Raw genomic sequence first — 20079 nt, 5'->3', positions numbered from 1 at the left:
GCCATGACCCGCGCCACCCTCTCCTCGACGATCGCCGCGCTGGCGCTAGCCGGAAGCGCGCAGGCGCAGGGACCGGCCGCCCCCGCGCCGACGCTGGCCTACGCCTTCTCGGCGCGGGTCGAGGTCGCCGCGCCGGTCGAGCAGGGCGAGATCGACGGCGGCCGCAAGCGCTTCGTGCCGATCACCGGCGGCGCGATCACCGGCCCGCGCCTCACCGGCACGGTGCTGCCGGGCGGGGGCGACTGGCAGACCATCTTCCCCGGCGGCCTGACCCGCGTCGAAGCCCGCTATTTCCTCAAAGCCGCCGACGGCGCGGTCATCGGCATCCATAATGAAGGCGTCCGCGTCGCCACGCCCGAAATTACCGAGAAGCTGGCGAAGGGAGAGCGGGTCGATCCCGGCAGCTATTATTTCCGCACCAGCACCCGCTTCGATCCCCCGCCCGGCCCGCACGCCTGGCTGCGCGGCAAGACCTTCGTCGGTCGCGGCGTGCGGATGCCCGACCATGTCATCATCGATTTCTACATCGTCGAATGAGGCGCACGAGCGCCCTTTAACCCAAGGACAAGAGCATGAGTGAACTCAGCAGCAACGGCGTCGTCGCCTATGATGTCGAAGACGGCATCGCCTGGGTGCGGTTCAACCGCCCCGACAAGCGCAACGCGATGAGCCCCACGCTCAACCGCGACATGATGGAGGTGCTGGACGCCCTCGAATTTCGCGACGATGTCGGCGTGCTGGTGCTGTCGGGCGAGGGCGCGTCCTGGACGGCGGGCATGGACCTCAAGGAATATTTCCGCGAAACCGAGGCGCAGGGACTGGCCGGCACGCGCAAGGCGCAGCGCGAAAGCTATGGCTGGTGGCGACGGCTGCGCTGGTATCAGAAGCCGACGATCGCCATGGTCAACGGCTGGTGTTTCGGCGGCGGCTATGGCCCGCTCTTCTCCTGCGACCTCGCCTTCGCGGCGGAGGAAGCGACCTTCGGCCTCAGCGAGATCAACTGGGGCATCCTGCCCGGCGGAGGCGCGACCAAGGTCGCGCAGGAACTTATGCCCTTCCGGAAGGCCATGTATCACGCGATGATGGGCGAGAATATCGACGGTAAGAAGGCGGTCGAATGGGGCCTGGTCAACGAGGCGCTGCCGCTGGCGCAGCTCAAGGACCGCGTAACCGAAGTAGCCCAGGTGCTGCTCAAGAAGAACCCGGTCGCCCTCAAGGCCACCAAGGATGCGATGAAGCGCGTCGGCGTGATGAGCTATGACGATGCCGAGGACTATCTGGTCCGCGCGCAGGAAGCCGCCAACAGCTTTGACAATCACGGCCGCAAGGAAGGCATCCGCCAGTTCATCGACGAGAAGAGCTACAAGCCGGGCCTGGGCGCCTACGACAAGGACCGAGTGAAAGCCTAAGCGATAACACCTCACGTCTTATCGATAAGGGCCGCCAACCGCTTACATCGTCATCCCCGCGAAAGCGGGGATCCATCTCCGGCCCTATCCTCCTGATGAAAGGTTGGGAGATGGGTTCCCGCTTTCGCGGGAATGACGTTGTAGGGCGGATTGTAAAGCAATCCCCGCATCGGGGAGGATAGAGAAATAGATGCCCGACCTTTCCCGCCTCCTCGCCCCCCGCTCGGTCGCCATCGTGGGCGCCTCCCCCACACCCGGCGCGCTCGGCAACAGCGTGCTGCGGAACCTCGACCGGCACGGCTATGCCGGCGCGATCCACCTCATCAACCCCAAGCGCGACGCGATCGACGGCCGGCCCTGCCTGAAGTCGATCGAAGACCTGCCCCACGGCGTCGATGCGGCGGTGCTGGCGATCCCCGGCCCGGCGGTGCTGCCGGCGATCCGCGCGCTGGCCGAGCGCGGCGTCGGCGCGGCGATCATCTTTTCCGCCGGCTTTGCCGAAGGCGGCGAGGAAGGGCTGGCGGCGCAGGCGGAGGTCGCGCGCATCGCCCGCGACAGCGGGATGGTGGTGGAAGGCCCCAATTGCCTCGGCATGGTCAACTATGCCGCCGGCGTGCCGCTGACCTTCGTGGAAGCGCCGGTGCTCGACCTGACCGGCAAGCCCGCCGTCGGCATCGTCAGTCAGTCGGGCGCGATGGCCGTCGTGCTGGGCACGACCTTGATGGGCAAGGATCTGGGCATCACCCTGTCGGTCTCCACCGGCAATGAGGCCGCCTCAGGCGTCGAGGATTATGTCGAGCATCTGCTGGACGATCCCGCCACCCCGGCGATCGCGATGATCGTCGAGCAGTTCCGCCAGCCCGCGCGCTTCCTGAAACTGGCCGAACGGGCGCGCGCCTCGGGCAAGCCGATCGTCCTGCTCCACCCCGGCACGTCGAGCGCGGCGCGCGAATCAGCCGCCACCCATACCGGCGCGATGGCGGGCGACTGGCAGCTCATGCGCGCGAAGGTGGAACGCGCGGGCGTCATTCTGGTCGACAGCCTGGAGGCGCTGGGCGATGTGGTCGAACTGGCGGTGCGCTGCGGCATCCCCAAGGCGGGCGGCACCGCCGTTCTCACCGAATCCGGCGCGTTCAAGGCGCTGACGCTGGACCTGGCGGAACACATCGGCCTGCCCCTGCCCCCCATGGACGGCGCGACGGCGGCGGCGATGCGCGCTGCGATCCCCGAGTTCATCCCTGTGTCCAACCCGATGGACCTGACCGCGCAGGCGCTGGTCGATCCCGACCTCTACCGTCGCACGCTGATCCCGCTGCTGGCCGACGACAATTATGCCGCGCTGCTGTTCGGCATCATCCAGACCGACGCGGCAACCAGCGCCCGCAAATTCCCGGCGATCATCGACGCGGTGAAGGCGCTTGCGCCGGAAAAGCCCGTCATCTTCGCGGGGCTGGACGACGGTGCGCCTGTCCCTGCCGACTATATCAAGGGTCTGCGCGACATTGGCGTCGCCTATTTCCCGAGCCCCGGCCGCGCCTTCCGCGCGCTGCGGCACCTTGGCCGTCTCGCCGAGCGCGACTTCGCCCGTAGCGACGCCACGCCGATCGCGCTCGATCTGCCCACCGGCGTCATCCCCGAATATCGCGCCAAGCAACTGCTTGCCCCGGTCGGCCTCTCCTTCCCCGCCGGCGGCTTTGCGGCCGACGCGGCGCAGGCCAAGGCCATCGCCGCGCGGGTCGGCTATCCCGTCGCCCTGAAGGCGCAGGCCGCTGCGCTCAGCCACAAGAGCGACGCAGGCGGCGTGATCCTGAACATCGCCGACGACGCGGCGCTGGGTGCTGCCTGGGACAGGCTCTATGGCAATGTCGCCGCCCATGACCCCACGATCGCCCTCGATGGCGCGCAGGTCGAGGCGATGGGCAAGCGCGGGGTCGAACTGATCGTCGGCGCGCGCAATGATCCCGACTGGGGGCCGGTGATCCTCGTCGGCTTCGGCGGGGTGACCGCCGAACTGCTCCACGACGTCCGCCTGCTCCCGCCCGATCTGACCCAGGATGCGATCAAGGCCGAACTGCGCGCGCTGAAACAGGGCGCTCTGCTCGACGGCTATCGCGGATCGCCCGCGCTGGACGTGGACGCCGTCGCGCGGCTGATCGGGACGCTCGGCCAGCTGCTGATCGGCACCCCCGCCATCCGGGAAATCGACCTCAACCCGGTGGTCGTCTATCCCGCCGGCGAAGGCGTAGTCGCGCTCGACGCGCTGATCCTGGCGCAATAGGCGGCGTCAGGCGACCGCCGACGCGCGCCGCTCGATCCGGCCGAGAAGCTCCAGCAGCGTCGCCTTCTCCGCGTCGGTAAAGCCGGCGAGCATCCTTTGCTCATGCGCGGTGATGCGCGCGACGCACTGGTCGAGCATCGCGCGCCCGGCATCGGTGATGTGCAGCGCCACGACCCGCTTGTCGGTGGGATTGGCCTCGCGCGTCAGATATCCGGCCTCGGTCAGTTCGGTAATCAGCGACACCATGTTCGCCCGCTTGATCCCCAGGATCGCGCCGACTTCCCCCTGCTTGATGCCCGGATTGCCCGAGACCACCGCCAGCACGCCGACCAGCACCTGCCGCATCCCCGTGCCCTCGACCGCCGCCGCAAAGTCCGCCGCGAACGCGCCCGACGCCCGGCGAAGATGATAGCCCATCAGCGGCGCCAAAGGGCCGATTTCGTCGATCTGCTGTCCCATATGCCAGCCGACAAACATGTTTTTCGTTGCCCCGTCAACCGAACCATCCCGGTCGCGCCTGCACCATGAAACGGCTTTCAAGCGGCGCCGCGATACGGCATAGCGGCGTCATGGCCTTGCCCCGCGCTCCCCGGCTTGATGAAGTGGCCCGTCTGGCCGGCGTCTCAGCGGCGACCGTGTCGCGCTATCTCAACAATCCGGGCATGGTGGCGGCGGCGACCGCGCGCCGCATCCAGCAGGCGGTCGAGGAAACCGGCTATCTGCCGAACCTCAACGCCGGCGCGCTCGCCTCCAGCCGGTCGCGGCTGATCGCCGTGCTGGTGCCCGAAATCGCCCAGTCCATCTTCAACGACACGGTCGAGGCGATGATCGAGGAACTGGCGGCCGACGGCAGCAGCGTCATGCTGGCGCTGACCGGCGCGGACAATCGCCTGCTCGACCAGCAGATCAATGCCGCCCTGTCGCGCCGGGTGGACGCCATCATCCTGACGGGCATCCTGACCGATGCGGACGCGCGCCGCCGGCTGCGCGAACAGCCCGCGACCGTGATCGAAACCTGGGCGTTGCCGGACGATCCGATCGACGTCGCCATCGGCTTTTCCCACCGCGCCGTCGGGCATGAGATCGCCCAGTTTCTGCGGAGCCGGGGCTATCGCCAGCCCCATCTGGTGGTGCCGCGATCTCCGCGTGCGCAGGAGCGCGCGAGCGGCTTCATCGAGCGATGGACGACCGAGGGCGGCAGCGCGCCGAGCCAGATCGACGTGCCGGTCCCCAGCCATTTCGGTCAGGGGCGGCTCGCCTTTCGCGGCATGGCCGATCTGGCGACCCCGCCCGATGTCGTGGTCTGCGGCTCCGACTGGATCGCCCAGGGGCTGATCGTGGAGGCGCAATGCGCGGGCGTCCGCGTGCCCGATCAGCTCGCGGTCATCGGCTTCGGCAATCTGCGGCTGGCGGGCGACATGCGCCCCACTATCACCTCGGTCGATATCGATGGCCGCCACATCGCGCGCGAGGCGATCCGCGTGCTCAAGGCCCGCGCCGCCGGCGATCCGCCCCGGCCCGCCGCCATCGACGTGCATTTCCGGGTCATCGCCCGCGAAAGCGCATGAAGGTATTATGAAAACGCTTGCATCACCCGCTGCCGGGCTGCACTTTCCGCTGAAATCAGCAGAAAGGATAAGCGGATGAGGGCGATAGCGCGGCATATTCTGGCATGGACAGGCGCGATCGGCCTCACCCTATCCGGCGCCGCCGCGCAGGAAGTGCGCCCGCTCTATGCCGGCCCCGCGCCCGGCTCCGAGAACTGGACCCGGCCGGAGGAAGCCCGCAAGACGGGCGACGGCATCACCTATTTTAACGTCAGCGCGCCCTCCTTCACCGCCTATCTGCCGCCCAAGGGCAAGGCCAATGGCATGGCGGTCATCATCCTGCCGGGCGGCGGCCTGCGGCTGCTGGGGGTCGATGATGACACGCGCAGCGTCATTCGCCGGCTGAACGACGCCGGCATCGCCGCCTTCTTGCTCAAATATCGCATCCTCCAGATGCCGCCCCCGCCGCCCAGCCCGCCGCGTGCCGGTCCCATGCCCGCGCCCAAATTCCCGCGCATGGACATCCGCAACGCCAACGCCAATCCCGCGCCCGGCAATGCCCAACTGACGCAAGTGCTGGAGATGGCGGTCGCCGACACGCGCCGCGCCATGGCGATGATCCGGCAGGATGCCGCGCACTGGCGCATCGATCCAAAGCGTATCGGCCTCATGGGTACGTCGGCGGGCGGCGGCGTCGCGATCGGCACGCTGCTGGCGCAGGCCCCGTCCGACCGCCCGATCTTCGTCGCCTCGCTCTACGGCCCCGCCCTGCAGGACGTGGCCGTGCCGACGGACGCCCCGCCCTTGTTCCTCGCCACCGACAGCAACCATGGCGCGGTCACCGATGGCCTTGTCGCGCTCTTCTCGATGTGGAAGCAGGCGGACCGCCCGGCCGAGCTGCACAGCTACGAAGTGCCCGCCTTCGACTTTCCCTCCGCCCTCTGGCTCGACCGCTTCATGGCTTGGCTCGACCGGACCTTCTCCGCCGCCAACCGTTAAAGCGCGTCCTCTTCCAGCCAGGCCAGTATCTCCTCGCGATGCTGGTCGAGGCGGGGCGGCGCGTCGGTCGCGATATGCCCCGGCTCCATATGGAATCCCGTCCCCGGGAGGCGCACCGCGCCGTCACCCGGCAGCCCCTCGACCGCGACCGTAATCAGAGCATCCTCCCCCGCCAGCGCCGCCGCCTCATCGACCCGGCGGACCATGCCGCACGGTATCCCGGCGGCACTGAGGCTGCTTTCCCACTCCTGCGCGGTGCGCGTCGCCATCACCGTTTCCAGCTCCGCCTTCATCGCGTCGAAATTGGCGCGGCGCGCCTCCGGCGTCGCGAACAGGGGGTTCTCCAGCCAGTCCGGCCGCCCGACGAAGCGGGCGAGCGCGTCGAACTGGTTGGGCTGCACCACGCCCAGCGACACCTGCCGCCCATCCAGCGTCGTGAAGAGCGAAGCGGTGGGCAGGCCGCTATAGCCGGTATTGCCCATGCGCGACATGGCCTGCCCCGTCACCAGATAGGGCGTCAGCGCGGACGTCATGAAGGCCAGGCTCGCGTCGAACATCGACACGTCTATATAGCTGCCCCCCGCCCCCTGCATCCGCCGCACCAGCGCAGACAGGATGGCGAGCGCCGCCGTCTGCCCGGTCAGCGTATCGACGATGGGAAAGCCCACCCGCACCGGCGGGTCGCCTTCCTCGCCGCTCAGCATCATCATGCCGCTGGTCGCCTGCACGATATTGTCGATCGCCGGCCAGTCGCGCTGCGGGCTCTTCTGCCCATAGCCCGACACCGAGCAATAGATGATGTCGGGCCGCAGGTCGCAGGCGGCCTCGTAGCTGAGGCCCAGCCGCGCGATCACACCGGGCCGGAAATTCTCCAGCAGCACGTCGCTGCGCGCGACGATCCGGCGGGCGATATCGAGATCGGCGGCGTCCTTCAGGTCCAGCACGATCGACTTCTTGCCCGCGTTCGCGGCCATGAAGGCCGGCGACAGGCCGTCATAACGACGGTCCGCGCCATAGGATCGAAACGCATCGCCGCGCGGCGATTCGATCTTGATGACCTCCGCGCCCATCAGCTGCAACAGATGCGACGCGTAGGGACCGGCCATGACATGGCTGAAATCCGCGATGCGGATGCCGGCGAGCGGCTGGGTCATAATGTCTCCGAAGCAGGTTTGCGGGCACCCGTGGCATCGGCCTGCGACGGCGCGCACTTTATGTAATTCTTGCCGCGAACCGACGCGCGGGCGGATCGGAACGCGGCCATGCCGTCGATCCCGAACCGATCGAGCGCCCGCGCATTGGCGGCGGCATCGCGCAGGTAAAGCGCGTCGAAACGCCTCTGCTCGGCGGCGGGCACGCCGCTGATCGCGACACCGCTCTTGCGCGCCTCTTCCATGCCCTTGTCGAACGCGGCGACGATCTCGCGGCTGAGCGCCGCCTCCCACACGCCCTGAGATTGCGTCAGGATCGCGCGCTGCTCAGGGGTAAGGCTGTTCCAGCGCGCCATGCCCATGGCCCGTGCTGGATAGGCGCCACGCGGAATGGCCAACGTGTTGTAGTAGCCCGCGACCTCGGCGAAATGCAGCGACCGGAAGGTATCGCCAGGCGCGATCACGCCGTCGATCACGCCCTTCGCCATCGCCGAATAGACGTCCGCCATCGGCATGTTGACCGGGTCCGCACCCAGCGATTCCAGCACCGTCAGCAACTCGGTCGGCGCGCGCAGCCGAAGCCCGCGCAGATCAGTGAGGCTCCGCACCGGCCGCCCGGTCGTCACTACCCCGGCCAGCGACCCGCCCTGTACCGCCAGCACCTTCAGCCCTTCCAGTTCGTGCCCGATCTCGGGATTGGCGGCAGCGATGCAGCGATACAGCGCCAGCTGCGCCTCGATGCTGTCCGCGCCGCTGTAGAAGCCCGTCTGGATGCGCAGCAGATGGGTGCCGCCCCGCGCATAGATGGGGGTGATGAGGCCCACGTCCGCGACCCCATGGCGTAATTCCTCCATCGACATGTCGGACGACAGCAGCGCCCCCGACCAGCTCGGCCGGATGCGCAGCCGCCCGCCCGACTTCTGCTCGACAAAGGCCATCCATGCCTGGTCCGCCTTACTGAACGGATGATTGGGGCTGTAGGGCGACGCATAGGTGAGTATGGTCACCCCCGGCGGCGCGGGCCGCGCGCAGGCGGCGAGCAGCAGCAGGGGCAGGAACGCGGCAAACCTCACGCCAGCCCCCGCGCGTGCAGGAAATCTGCGACCATGCTCACCATATGGTCATGATCCCAATTTTTCGCGTCCACCATGTCCGCATCGATCGACAGCACCGGCACCCCGGCCGCCTCCAGCGACAGCGCGGTGATCTTCGTCCCCGACTGCGACAGGCGATTGTCGGGCGGCAGCAGCACGACGCAGGCGTCGATCCCGCACCGCTCCGCCTCGCTCGTCATCCATCCGTTCATCCAGGGCGGCAGGTGCAGCACCTCGTTCATCGAACAGATGCGGCTCGCCAGCGCGTCCATCGGCTGGCCCTGCAATTCGCGGATATATTGCGGCCCGGCAAAGGGCATGTACATCGACCAGACGAACACCGCACCCAGCCTTTCCTCCAGCGCCTGATAGAAGCCCGGATCGTGCCACACCCCCGCGCCGATCCACATAAGGCGCAGCTTCTCGGTCGCCGCCGCGCCCGCGCCGCTCGCCACCCGCTCCATCACCTCGTCGCGAAAGCGCTTGGCGTGCGCCACCGCCCAGTCGGAGCCGCGATGCCATTGCGGGATCATCGTGTTGGGCATCTGCTCGGCGATCGAGACCGGGCAGGGCCGCGCCGTGCCGATCGCCTGCGCCGCCTCCCAGATATAGCCCTCCTGCTCGTTGATCCGCTCCATCAGATGATGCAGCTTCGCCTCGTCGAAGCGCCGCCCGGTGCGGTTCTCCAGCAAAGTGATGAGGTCGCGCATCTCCTCGACCATCAGGGCGATGCGATCCGCGTCATAGACCGTCCGCCAGTCGGTCCGGCTATGCGCGAACCAGCGCGGGTCTTTATGCTCCCAGGCCGGCGCCTCCATCGGGAAGAATTCGGTGCCCAGCGCCTTGGCCCATTGGCCGAACACATGCTGGATGCAGTCGCAGGTCAGCCGCGCGACCAGCACCGTCGGCTTGGGCAGGCCGCCCCATGGCGCGGTCGCGGGGTCGTTCGCCAACGTGCAGGCGAGGCCCAGCGAACAATATTTGCAGCCATTTTCGGGATAGCCATGCTGCGCCATCACCTCGAAATAGCGGTTCGACAGCTGCTTGGCGGAGATATAGGCCGACCACCACTGGTTGGTGATGATCGGGATGTCCATCACATGGAATATCTCGTGCGGCGTGTCGGCCTGCACGATGGCGAAGGGTTCGCCCTCATCCACCACCCGGCGCTTCAGGTCCACGCCGAACTGCTTCTGATAGGCGCTGGCGGCGGCGGTGCAGGCGAGATGCTTGCGGCTGCGCTGGCCCGAAGGCGCGGTGACGGTGTCGCTCATTCGAAAACTCCTGCCGCGTCCAGCTCGGCGATGCGCGCGTCGGAAAGACCGCAAAGATCGCGCGCGACCTCCCGCACATGCTCGCCCATGCGCGGTGCGCGGTAGGGCTGGAAGGCGTCGCGCGAGAAGACGATCGGCGTCGCGATATGGCCGAAGGGGCCAAGCAGCGGATGATCGAGCGTCACCAGCGCGCCACGCCCGGCAAGCTGCGGATCGCGCTCGATCATATCCTCGCTGTCCTGCACCACGCCACAGGCGATCCCCGCCGCCTGTAGCTCGGTCGCGATGGCATGATCCTCGCGCGCTGCCGTCCAGGCGGCGATGTCCGGCCCGGTCACGGCCTCCAGCCGCGCGCGGTCCTCTTGCCCAAACAGGCTGATCGCCACCCAGCGATCCGCGCCTGCCGCCGGGAACACATCCTGAAAGAATATACCCGGATCGGCGTTGCCCATCCGCCGCGGCCGCTCGCCCCGCCGCGCCGCCGCCAGCGGGTCGCGCATCTGCTGTACGCAAATCTCGTACATCGACGCATCGATATGGCATCCCCGCCCGGTCTCGCGCCGATGCTGGAGCGCCGCCGCGACCGTCCCGGCCATCACGAAGGGCACGATCACGTCGCCATAGGGCACCGCGCCGGGGATCACCGGATCGCCATCGGGATAGCCGGTCAGGAAGGTCCGACCCGAAAGCGCCCCGCCGGTCCCGTCCACGCCCCATTCCTGCGCCATCGGCCCATTCTGCCCGAACACGCTGCCCGACACCATGACGATGCCGGGATCGCGTGCGGCGAGCGCGTCATAATCGAGGCCCAGCTTCTTCATCGTGCCGGGCGAGAAATTCTCCACCACCACGTCCGCCCACTCGATCAGCGGATCGATCAGTTCGCGCGCCTCCGGCTTCTTCATGTTGAGCGACAGGCTGCGCTTGGAGCTGTTGAGATGCGCGAACCAGGGCTTGTCGTCCCACTCGCCCGCCTTCGACGCCGCCACCTGCACGTCCAGCCGCGCGAGGTCCGGCCGCGTCCGGCTCTCGATCTTCACGATCTCCGCGCCCAGATCGCCCAGCGTCTTGGTGGTGATCGACCCGACCAGCGCCCAGGCGAAATCCAGCACCTTCACCCCTGAGAGCGGCCCCGGCCGGTCGCCGGTGTGAACCGCCGGCGCGGCGACGGCCTGCCCTGCCCGGATCGACGCGAACCGCTCGGGCAGTCCCGATGGCGTTTCGAAAAAGCCCCGCGCCGCCAGATGCGGGTCGGCCAGAACATCGGCCGGCTCGTTGGCGACGCAGGCGTTGATCCCTCGCCGCAAGCCTTCGATCGCGATCTCCGCCTTGGTGCGCGACGCGAAGAAGGCCGCGATCGCCGCCTCCCACACCGCGCGCGTCTCGGCCGGCAGCGTGGATCGGTTATATTTCAGCCAATCGGTACCCTGGAGCGGATTGGGCATCCCCACTTCGTCCATCCAGTCGGACAGCGCCTGGTTCGCCGGCGCCCCCAACCGCCCGGTCATCAGGGAATGAAAGCACCAGCCGTCCGCAAGGCTCCAGATCGCCCGCACCGTCGCCTTGCCATAGGCCAGCGCCCCGCCGACCCGCGCCAGCTTGCGCCGGTCGAACTGCCAGCACAGGATGCCGTTGAAGTTGCGGCTGAACGCGACCTGCTGGATCGACACGTCGACATGCTGGCCGCGCCCATGCGTCCCGCGCGCATAATGGGCCGCCATCGCCCCGCTCGCCGCGACCATGTCCGCATGGAAGGTGCAGGCGTCGCCCGCTTCCTTGACCGGCGGCCGATCCGGCTCGCCCGTCACCCGCAGCGCGCCGCCCATGGCCGACGCGACGAACTCGCCGCCCTTCCACCCCGATCGTGGCCCACCCGACCCGAATGTCGTCACCGACACATGCACCGCCGTCTCAGGGATATCGATGCCCTCGAGCCCCTCCAGCCCGATATCGTCGATCACGAAGGACGCGCCTTCGACCGGCCCGCCCAATTCCGCGCCGAGCGACGCCAGATAGCGCGCCAGCGGTCGCTTACCCATGCCGCCCAGCACCGCGACGCGATGACCTTCCAGCGGTCTCATGCCGCAACCCCTTCCAGAAATCGTCCAATCTCCTCTGCTTCGTCGCCATTGGCGCGCCAGTCGCGCCGCGTCATCACCAGCGCCGGTATGCCTTCCGCCGCCAGCGCCGCCCGCTGCGCCGGCACGTCCCAGAGCCGCGCCTCATCCTCCTCGGCGAACCACAACAGCACCCGCCGCGCGCCGATCCGCCGCACATCGGCGATCAGCGCCGCCGCCCGGTCATGAAAAGCCCGGCTTCCCATCACATTGTCATGCAATTGCGCCGCAATAGCGACAAAGGGATCGTCCCCCTCGCCTACCATCGGCCCCAAAGCGCCCCAGCTCTCCGCCAGAGTAGCCCCGGCGGCGCGCCACCCAGCCGCCTCGACCATCTCGTGCAGCCGTCGATCCGGCGGCGGCGTCCCCGCGATCAGGCAGACCGGCCCGTCCTCCTGCTCCGCCACGACAGCCGCGCGTCGCGCATTCGTCTCCCTTATGCCTCGCGCCAGTCCCGCAGCGTCGATCCCTAGCCGCTCCGCCAGCGCCCGCACTGCCGCGGCCATCTGCCGCCCGCTGCTCGCTCTCGGGATCGTCGCCGCGTCGAAGATCAGCGGCTCCGGCCCCCCGATCACCCCCTGCCGCCGCAGCTCGCAGATATAATAATAAAGCCGCTGCGCCGCGTCGTCCGCGCGCGAGAAGATAACCGCCTCACAGCTGTCCCACTCGCTGTTCGCCCAATCCTCCACTATCGACCGCGCCCACAGCGGAAACTTGCTTTCCAGCCATTGGTCGGCCGCTGGCATGGCCCGGTCGATCCGCCAGGGCAGCGGCCCGGCGCAGCGCCCGGTCGCGGCGAGCAGATCATGGGGAAGGTCGGGGCCGACATAATAGATCATGGTCATTGTCCGAACATCGACGGCAGCCACAGCGCCATCGCGGGGAAGAGGATCAGCAGCAGCAGGTGGATAAGGTCGCTCGCCAGAAAGGGCAGCACGCCCCGGAAGATGCGCCCCAGCGGCACGTCCTTCGCCACCCCCTGGATGACATAGAGGTTCATGCCGAGCGGCGGATGGACGAAGCCGATCTCCATCGCCCTGGTGATGAAGATGCCGAACCAGATGGGCGACATCCCCACTCCCTCAACCACCGGCAGCAGGATCGGCGTCGTCAGCAGCATCAGCGCCAACCCGTCGAGCACCGACCCCAGCAGCAGCAGGATCGCCGCCACCACCAGCAAGGTCGGGATCGTGCCCATACCCAGCTCGGTAACGCCGCTTCCCACCGCTTCGGTGATGCCGGTCACGCTGATGAAGATGGAAAAGCTGAGCGCCCCGATGATGACCAGGAAGATGAGGCCACTCGTTCGCAGCGTCTCGGAGAAAGCGCGGAACAGCACCTCCTTCGTCAGCCTGCGCCGCCATGCGGTGATGAGCAAAGCCCCCGCCGTGCCGATGGACGAGGCTTCGGACGGGCTGAACCAGCCGAGCACGATCCCGCCCAGCACGATGCCCAGCAGCAGCAGCATGTCGGCGATCCGCAGCAGCGCCCGTCCCCGCTCGCCCCAACTCGCCCGCTCGCCCACGGGCGCGATCGACGGCTTCCACCGCACCAGCAGCCAGACGACGAGGCAGTAGAACAGCATCTGGGAGATGCCGGGGATCAGCGTCGCGGTGAAGAGCTTGCCGATCGACTGTTCGGCGATGATGCCATAGACGATCAGCGCGCCCGACGGCGGCAGCATCTGCCCCAGCGTGCCGCCCGCCGCCACCGTGCCGGTCGCCAGCGCGTCGGAATAGCCGCGCTTGCGCATCTCCGGCAGCGCCACCAGCCCGATCGTCGCCGCCGTCGCCAGGCTCGACCCGTTGATCGATCCGAAACCGGCGCAGCCCGCGACCGACGCATAGGCGAGGCCGCCGCGCCGATGCCCCATCAGCTTGGCCGCCGCGTCGAACAGATCGCGGCTGGCATTGGCGGAAAAGAAGAGATGCGCCATCAGCATGAACAAAGGCAATGTGCCGAGTTCGTACCGGGTCAGCGTCTCGACGATGACGACGCCGCCCTTGATGATCGCTGCCTCGAACCCCAGCGCGACCACGAGGCCGCCGATGCCGACCAGCCCCAGCGACACGCCGATCGGCACCCCGCCCAGCAGCAGCACGAAGAGGATGACAAGGCCGATCAGGCCGGTTCCCGGTGTCGCCAAGGTCATGGCTCGCGGCGCTCCACCAGCTGCCGCGCGAGCAGGATCAGGATCACCACCAGCGAGAGGTTGAGGAACAGCCGCATGAAGCGCCACGGCACGCCGACCAGCTCGCTCACCTCCTGCGCGTCCCACAGGTCGATCGCCAGCCAGACCGATCCGGCCAGAAGCAGCAGGTAAAGGAGCATCGTCAGGGCGGTGCAGACACGCTCGGCCCATTCGCGCGCCGCGCCGCTCAGCCGGTCGAGCAGCAGGTGCACCCGCGCATGGCTGTGCGCCAGCGTCGCCGCGATCAGCGCCAGCGATCCGGCGACCAGCACGGCGAGCTGGATGACCTCGATCGCGCCTTTCAGCGGCAGCCCCGTATGCCGCCCCAGCACCGCCAGCACGTTGAGCAAAGCCGCTGCGATCAACGCCGCGCCCGCCACCCATGTCATCGCCTGCCGCGCGGCGTTCATGCCGTCTCCTCGCTCACCCAACCATCCGCTCCGATCTTAATCGCCGACAATCCGGCTTCGCGCGTGATGCGCTCGACATAGGCTCCGATCTCCTCCGCCCGCTCCGGCGACGCCAGCACCGGGCGTCCGGGCGGCTCGACATGGACCGGGACGATGCCCGCCCGGATTGCTCCGTCCTGCCCCACCGACAGGCGGCCGATAAAGGCGTTGACCGCCTCGGGATGAAAGGGCGCGAGGCCATAGGCGGGGTCCGGCTCGAACCCGAACATCGCCTTGCGCCGCTGCGCCCAGGCGGCGCGCGCGGGATGATCCTGCGCGGGACTTAAAGCCCGTGTCACGACGCAGCCATTGCCGAGGCCGTGAAAGATCGGCTTGCCCCGATGAAATTCGATCCCCCGCACGATATGGGCATGATGGCCGGTCACCGCGTCCGCCCCCGCCTCGATCGCGGCGTGCGACACAGCGCGCTCATAGGGTGCAAGCCGCGCGGGCGTATGGACGATGCCCTTGTGCAGCGCGACCAGCACCAGATCGGCCTGATCCCGCGCGGTCGCTATGTCGGCGCGCAGCGTTTCGACCGCCTCCTCGGTCAGAATGGCAAGGTCGGCCGCCGGCGCAATCGGTGCGCCATCGGCCGTCTCGATCCTCAGATATGCGCACCCCGCTTGGTCCTCGCCGGCCCAGCTCATTTCCGGCCCGACGCAATTATAGCTGAGCAGCGCTACCGCCATCCCGCCGACCACCGTCACCGCCGGCCGCCGCGCCGCCGCCAGCGTCAGCCCCGCGCCCGTATGCGCCACGCCCAACCCATCGAGTCCGGCGATCGTATCGGCGATCCCCTCCGCCCCGCAATCGGCGATATGGTTGCCCGCCAGGCTCAGCATCCCGAACCCCGCCTGCGCGATCGCGGCGAGATTTTCCGGCGGCGCGCCGGGCGCTGGCACATCGCCCTTCAGCTCCGCGCCTCGCCGGGTATGCGGCACTTCCAGATGGCCGATCGACAAATCGGCGGAACGAAGCGCGGGCGCGATCCCCTCCAGCCAATGGGCGCCGTCCGGTTCGTCCAGAACCAGATCGCCCGTCAGCAGGATCGAGATCGCCGCCTGTCCCACGCTCCGTTCGCTCAGAAGGACTTGCGGACGCTGACTGCGAACAGGCGGCCGATCGGATCGCTCGCCGTCGCGTCATAGCCGCCGCTGCCGTTGCCGCTGGGCGCCAGATTGACATAGGGCGGGTCGGTGTCGAACAGGTTGCGCACTTCAAAGCCCAAGGTCATGCCCTTTTCAAAGAAGCCGTCTGCCTTCTGGTCGCCGATCCGCCAGGTGAGCGTCAGGTCGATCGGGGTATAGCTGTCCACCTTCTGCCCCGGATTGGACAGATTATTGTAATAGCCGCCGACATGGGTCGCCAGCACCCGCGCGCTGAACGGTCCGTGGTCCCAGGTCACGCTGGCGCGCGCCTTGAACTTCAGCGGATTGAAGATGTAATTCTTGCGGTCGATCAACGGCGCCACCGGAGTCACCGCCACCATATATTTGGTGAGGTACGTGCCCGAGACATTGACCGTCAGCCTGTCGGACGCGCCCAGTTCGGCGTTCCATGTGCCGGTAAAGTCGATGCCCCGCGTCACCGACACGCCCAGATTCTGCGACCGGCCGTCGACGAACAGGGTGACATTGTTCGGATCGCCGCCGGGGAAGGAGCCGCCCGCCAGCGTGACGCCCTGGGCCAGCAGTTCGCGCACCCGCGCCGCCGCCTCCGCGCCACGCAGGATGATGCCGGTGCCGGCATATTGCGCCTCATTGCCCAGGATCGCGAGGTTGGAGAGGTTGGCGAGCACCTGATTCTCATATTTGACGTCCCAGTAAGTGACCCCAAATCGCAGATTAGGCAGCGGCTCGAAGTCCGCGCCGACCGACCATGTCGTCGCTGTCTCCGCCTGGAGATCGAGGTTCGGCCCCGACAGCGCATAGCCCTGAAGCGGTGCGCCGCCGGCCGGGTTCTGGTAGCTCTGGCCGAAGAGATTGTTCGAATTGCCGTAAATCTCCGGGATCGTCGGCGCGCGGAAGGACGTGCCATAGCTCGCCCGCAGCTTCAGCGCCTGGAAGGGCTGCCAGTTGATGCCGAACTTGGGATTGGTGGTGGTGCCGACGTCGCTATATTTGTCGTGGCGCACGGCCGCGTTCAGCTCCAGCCGCTGGAACCCGCCCGTCGCATTGTCCGGCCCAAAGATCGGCACATAGAGTTCGGCATAGAGCGAATCGACCTTCCGCCCGAAGTTGCGGAACGTGATCGGCACCGTCGGATTGCCGCGCGCCGATCCGAGCGCCACGGTGAAATCCTGCCGCTCATAGCCCGCCGCCAGCTTCACCTCGCCGCCCGGCAGGCGGAACAGCGGACCGTTGAGCCGCGCTTCATAGGTTTTCAGCCGGCCGTTGGTGGGGGCGAGGAATATCTGGTTCGCCAGCGTCGCCAGCACGGCGTCACTGGTGCGGCCAAGGCCATAGGGATCGAACGCCGTCGCCGGGTTGCTGCTCGCCAGCGCGGCGTTCAGCGCGGCATTGTTGATGCCAAAGTAGGAACCTGAAAAATCATTGGTCTTGCCATAGCCGAACAGCGCCTCGGCCTCCCACCCATAGGGCAGCTTCGCGCGCACGCCCGGCGTGATCTGCCAGCTCCTGGCATAGCCGAAACTGTCGTTCACCGGCACATCGTCCCTGAAATTATAGTCGAGCGTATAGCTGGTCCCGGTGAAGCCCGCCGGCCGCACGAAGAAGGCGTTGGTCTGCGGCACCGTCAGCCGCGCGTTGGAAAAGCCCGATTTGCGGTAGAATTCGCGCTTGGAATAGAAGCCGTCGTAGAAGACGCTGAGCCAGTCAGTGACATCGAACCGCCCGGTGCTGTTGACCGAGTCGTAATTCTGCTCCGGCATCAGATCCTGATTGGTCAGTTCGTCGCAGCGGTTGATCGTGCCCGCCGCCAGCGACCCCGCCGTCGCCTGCGTCACCCCGCCTGGCGGGATCGCGTAGGTGGTGCCGTTGGCGTTGATATTGCCCGGCGCGCAGCGGGGGATGCGGTAGTCGCCGCCGCCGAACCGCCGCTGGTCGCTGGTGAAAAAGGAGCGGTCGTCGCCGCTGAGGTTCGATCGCTCGACATGCTCATAGGCGACCATGATCTGGCCGCGGCTGAACACCTTGCCGATCGCCGCGCCCAGCGTCTTCTCGCTGAAGTCGCCCCGGTCGGATATGCCCGACCGCGCGAAAACTTCGCCGCCGTCCAGCGACCGGCGCGGGATCAGGTTGACGACGCCGGCGACAGCGTCCGACCCGTAAATGGCCGATGCGCCGTCCGCCACCACCTCGACCCGCTCGACGCCGAGCGACGGCAGGACGGACGGGTCGATCGAGCGGCTGTTGTTGGTGACGCGATGGCCGTCGATCATCACCAATGTCGCATAAGGGCCGATGCCGCGCAGATTGACCGAGTTGCCATAGGTGATGTTCCCGCTGCCGCCCGACTGGCCGCGCGAATTTTCGGATACGCCCAAGTCGAAGACCTGCGGGATTTCCTTAATCATGCGGTCGACGGTGACGGCGCTCGACGCCTCCATCTCGGCGCGGCCGAGCGTCGTGACGGTGGAACCGACCGGAGTCGCGCCGCGCACGCGGCTGCCGGTGACGACGATGTCGGCGGCGCTCGTCGCCTCCTGGGGCGCCTCTTGCGCCATCGCCGGCCCGGCCAGCGCCATCAAGCTCGTGCCCATCGCCAGCACGCTCAGCGCCCGGCCTCCTTCGCTCTTCCTCATGCTGTTCATCCTTCCCCTGGAGTTTGCGCGGCGTCCTTTGTTCTGACCGCTCACTTCGTCGTCGGTTGCGCCAACGGCAGGTCGATCCACGACCCATCGCCCGCCCCGCGCCGGACGCTGATGGTCGGCGGCGGCGTCTGCTGAATATCCTTGAGGTTGCGCTGGCGCGGATCGGCGCCCGCGATCGTCACGCGCAGCCGCGCGCCGGCGGGCACGACCCGCGAGACTGGCGTCAGGTCGATCGCGAGATCCGCCTCGGTTCCCGGCGGCAGCGGCGCGACGTCGGCTTTCAGCCCCGAATGATAGGGCAGGCCCATGGTGGCGTAGGGCGCCTTGCCCTCCTTGCGGTGCGACAGAGCGAGGCGACCGAACGCCACGACCTCCGCCTTCCCGTCCGCGCCCACCTGATCCAGATAGGCGAAGATGGTGGCGTCGGGCTTGTCGGCGGACAGGCGCAGATGCACCACTGGATAGCCGATCAGCGTCATCGGCCGGGCGAGCGGCGCGCTGGTGTAGCTCAGCCCCTTGTCGTCCATCGGCTTGGCCCAAAAGGCGAAATAATCGGCAGGCGGCAGGTCGTAGCGGACGGTAAAGCGATCGACGCCCTTGCCCTGTGGCCGCATCGCCAGCAGCCCGTCATTGACCGACCGCGCCGTGGCGCTCCGGCCGCCGGTCAAATGCCACCGCACCGGCGTCGCCTTCTCGCCCGGCAGCGCGGCCGAGCGGACATAGCCGCCCTTCCCGTCCAGCCCCTCGACCCAATAGGTCGCGCGCGGCGCTCGATCGACGCCATTATCGGCGCCCTTAAGATGATGATCGAAGTAACGCTGCACCTCGCCGGCGAAATCGAAGCCCGGCGGCGGCACGCAATGGCTGCCCGGCCCCGCCAGAAATTTGGAACCCGGCATGTTCGCCGCGCTCAGAATCGACTGGGCGGTCGGCTCGTCCTGCCAGTTGCCCCAGAAATAGGTGGCGATGCCCGCCTTTCGGATCGCGTCCAGATAGCTATAGACGCGGACTTCCTGCCAAAAGGCGTTGCCGGTCAGCGGCGATACGCTGTCGCGATAGGGCATCCCGTACCAGAGCGCCGCCATCGGCGTGTTGCGAGCATGAGCCTCGACGGCCGCTTTCAGGTCCGCCCCGTCCTTGTCGGCATCCACCGGCAGGCTGGCGAGATCGACGCTCGCCGGCTCGTCGGGACGGGTATTGAACTGGGCCGTAATGCCGCCGCGCCGCACGAAGGCGTATTTGTCGAGATCGGACGCGCCGACGAACACCGCTATCAACGACGGCGGCGCGGTGCTCGCCGTGTGAAAGGTCGTGCCGCCCAGATAGGAGCAGCCGATCATCCCGACCTTGCCGCTGGCGAAGGGCTGGCGCGCGAGCCATTCGACCAGATCATGGCCGTCCTGCGCCTCGGTCCGGTCCTGAAAGCCGCGGCGCGTCCCAAAGGACGCGCCCTTGCCGCGAATGTCGGCCACCGCCACGACATAGCCCGCCGCGATCAGCGACCGCAGCGCCATGTCGTCCTTCAGCGCCACCTCGTTGATCGTGCCGTCCTCTGCCCGGAACCGCGCGCGATAGGGGGTGAACACGAAGATCACCGGCAGCCGCCTGGCTTCGACTCGGTCGCCATTCGCTGGACGGTAGATGTTGACCGCCAGCTTCGTGCCGTCCCGCACCGGAACATAGAGCGATTGGCGCTGCACGTTGGGATAGCGCGCCTCCGGGCTTGCAGCCGAAGCGCCCGCAGATAGCGCCATCACAGCCGCTGCAACGATCGCCCTTCTGGCTCGCATCACCC

At 67.8% G+C, this 20079-nt stretch carries 16 protein-coding genes; 5 read left to right on the top strand and 11 right to left on the bottom strand.

The window, feature by feature from the left end:
- Nucleotides 1-3 precede the first annotated feature (3 nt).
- The 3 genes from V2B31_RS11290 to V2B31_RS11280 all read left to right on the top strand — a co-directional run bounded on the left by V2B31_RS11290 (nt 4) and on the right by V2B31_RS11280 (nt 3687).
- Nucleotides 4-537 (top strand): DUF3237 domain-containing protein, encoded by a 534-nt coding sequence (locus tag V2B31_RS11290; protein ID WP_328278532.1) that lies wholly within the window; start codon nt 4-6, stop codon nt 535-537.
- A 35-nt stretch (nt 538-572) separates the two neighbouring features.
- Nucleotides 573-1409 carry a p-hydroxycinnamoyl CoA hydratase/lyase gene (locus V2B31_RS11285; protein WP_328278530.1) on the top strand — a complete coding sequence of 279 codons (837 nt, stop codon included), beginning with the start codon at nt 573-575 and terminating at the stop codon, nt 1407-1409.
- Between the two features lie 190 nt (nt 1410-1599).
- Nucleotides 1600-3687, top strand: coding sequence for an acetate--CoA ligase family protein (locus tag V2B31_RS11280; protein ID WP_328278528.1), 2088 nt, complete (start codon nt 1600-1602; stop codon nt 3685-3687).
- A 6-nt stretch (nt 3688-3693) separates the two neighbouring features.
- Here the strand turns inward: V2B31_RS11280 and V2B31_RS11275 are convergent, their stop codons facing one another.
- Entirely contained in the window at nt 3694-4164 is a 471-nt protein-coding gene (locus tag V2B31_RS11275; RefSeq protein WP_328278526.1) for a MarR family winged helix-turn-helix transcriptional regulator, read from the bottom strand.
- A gap of 92 nt (nt 4165-4256) precedes the next feature.
- Between V2B31_RS11275 and V2B31_RS11270 the strand changes: the two genes are divergently transcribed.
- Both V2B31_RS11270 and V2B31_RS11265 read left to right on the top strand, forming a co-directional pair.
- Nucleotides 4257-5255, top strand: coding sequence for a LacI family DNA-binding transcriptional regulator (locus V2B31_RS11270; RefSeq protein WP_328278524.1), 999 nt, complete (start codon nt 4257-4259; stop codon nt 5253-5255).
- A gap of 75 nt (nt 5256-5330) precedes the next feature.
- Nucleotides 5331-6233, top strand: a complete 903-nt coding sequence (locus V2B31_RS11265; RefSeq protein ID WP_328278523.1) for an alpha/beta hydrolase — start codon at nt 5331-5333, stop codon at nt 6231-6233.
- Here V2B31_RS11265 and V2B31_RS11260 read toward each other — a convergent pair.
- From V2B31_RS11260 to V2B31_RS11215, 10 genes are read right to left on the bottom strand one after another with little or no spacing between them, the layout of a single operon-like run.
- Nucleotides 6230-7387, bottom strand: a complete 1158-nt coding sequence (locus V2B31_RS11260) for a CaiB/BaiF CoA transferase family protein (protein ID WP_328278521.1) — start codon at nt 7385-7387, stop codon at nt 6230-6232. The genes V2B31_RS11265 and V2B31_RS11260 overlap by 4 nt on opposite strands.
- Entirely contained in the window at nt 7384-8457 is a 1074-nt protein-coding gene (gene dctP / locus V2B31_RS11255) for a TRAP transporter substrate-binding protein DctP (protein WP_328278519.1), read from the bottom strand. Before dctP ends, V2B31_RS11260 begins: the two co-directional genes overlap by 4 nt.
- Nucleotides 8454-9752, bottom strand: coding sequence for a 2-hydroxyacyl-CoA dehydratase subunit D (locus V2B31_RS11250; RefSeq protein ID WP_328278517.1), 1299 nt, complete (start codon nt 9750-9752; stop codon nt 8454-8456). Before V2B31_RS11250 ends, dctP begins: the two co-directional genes overlap by 4 nt.
- Nucleotides 9749-11833, bottom strand: a complete 2085-nt coding sequence (locus V2B31_RS11245) for a CaiB/BaiF CoA-transferase family protein (RefSeq protein ID WP_328278515.1) — start codon at nt 11831-11833, stop codon at nt 9749-9751. The genes V2B31_RS11250 and V2B31_RS11245 overlap by 4 nt, the downstream gene beginning before the upstream one ends.
- Nucleotides 11830-12714 carry a hypothetical protein gene (locus V2B31_RS11240; protein ID WP_328278513.1) on the bottom strand — a complete coding sequence of 295 codons (885 nt, stop codon included), beginning with the start codon at nt 12712-12714 and terminating at the stop codon, nt 11830-11832. The genes V2B31_RS11245 and V2B31_RS11240 overlap by 4 nt, the downstream gene beginning before the upstream one ends.
- Nucleotides 12711-14021, bottom strand: coding sequence for a TRAP transporter large permease (locus V2B31_RS11235; RefSeq protein ID WP_328278511.1), 1311 nt, complete (start codon nt 14019-14021; stop codon nt 12711-12713). Before V2B31_RS11235 ends, V2B31_RS11240 begins: the two co-directional genes overlap by 4 nt.
- The gene (locus V2B31_RS11230) at nt 14018-14470 is read right to left on the bottom strand and encodes a TRAP transporter small permease subunit (protein WP_328278509.1); all 453 of its coding nucleotides are present in this window, start codon (nt 14468-14470) and stop codon (nt 14018-14020) included. Before V2B31_RS11230 ends, V2B31_RS11235 begins: the two co-directional genes overlap by 4 nt.
- Nucleotides 14467-15582, bottom strand: a complete 1116-nt coding sequence (locus V2B31_RS11225) for a CapA family protein (protein ID WP_328278507.1) — start codon at nt 15580-15582, stop codon at nt 14467-14469. The genes V2B31_RS11230 and V2B31_RS11225 overlap by 4 nt, the downstream gene beginning before the upstream one ends.
- Nucleotides 15583-15593: 11 nt before the next feature.
- Nucleotides 15594-18275 carry a TonB-dependent receptor domain-containing protein gene (locus tag V2B31_RS11220; RefSeq protein WP_328278505.1) on the bottom strand — a complete coding sequence of 894 codons (2682 nt, stop codon included), beginning with the start codon at nt 18273-18275 and terminating at the stop codon, nt 15594-15596.
- Nucleotides 18276-18325: 50 nt separating this feature from the next.
- Nucleotides 18326-20038 (bottom strand): CocE/NonD family hydrolase, encoded by a 1713-nt coding sequence (locus V2B31_RS11215; RefSeq protein ID WP_328278503.1) that lies wholly within the window; start codon nt 20036-20038, stop codon nt 18326-18328.
- Nucleotides 20039-20079 lie beyond the last annotated feature (41 nt).

Source organism: Sphingobium sp., assembly GCF_036170395.1.
In the GTDB taxonomy this organism is placed as follows: Bacteria; Pseudomonadota; Alphaproteobacteria; order Sphingomonadales; family Sphingomonadaceae; genus Sphingobium.
Note: the sequence above shows the minus strand (reverse complement) of the source record. Positions and strands in the feature narration are given on the sequence as shown.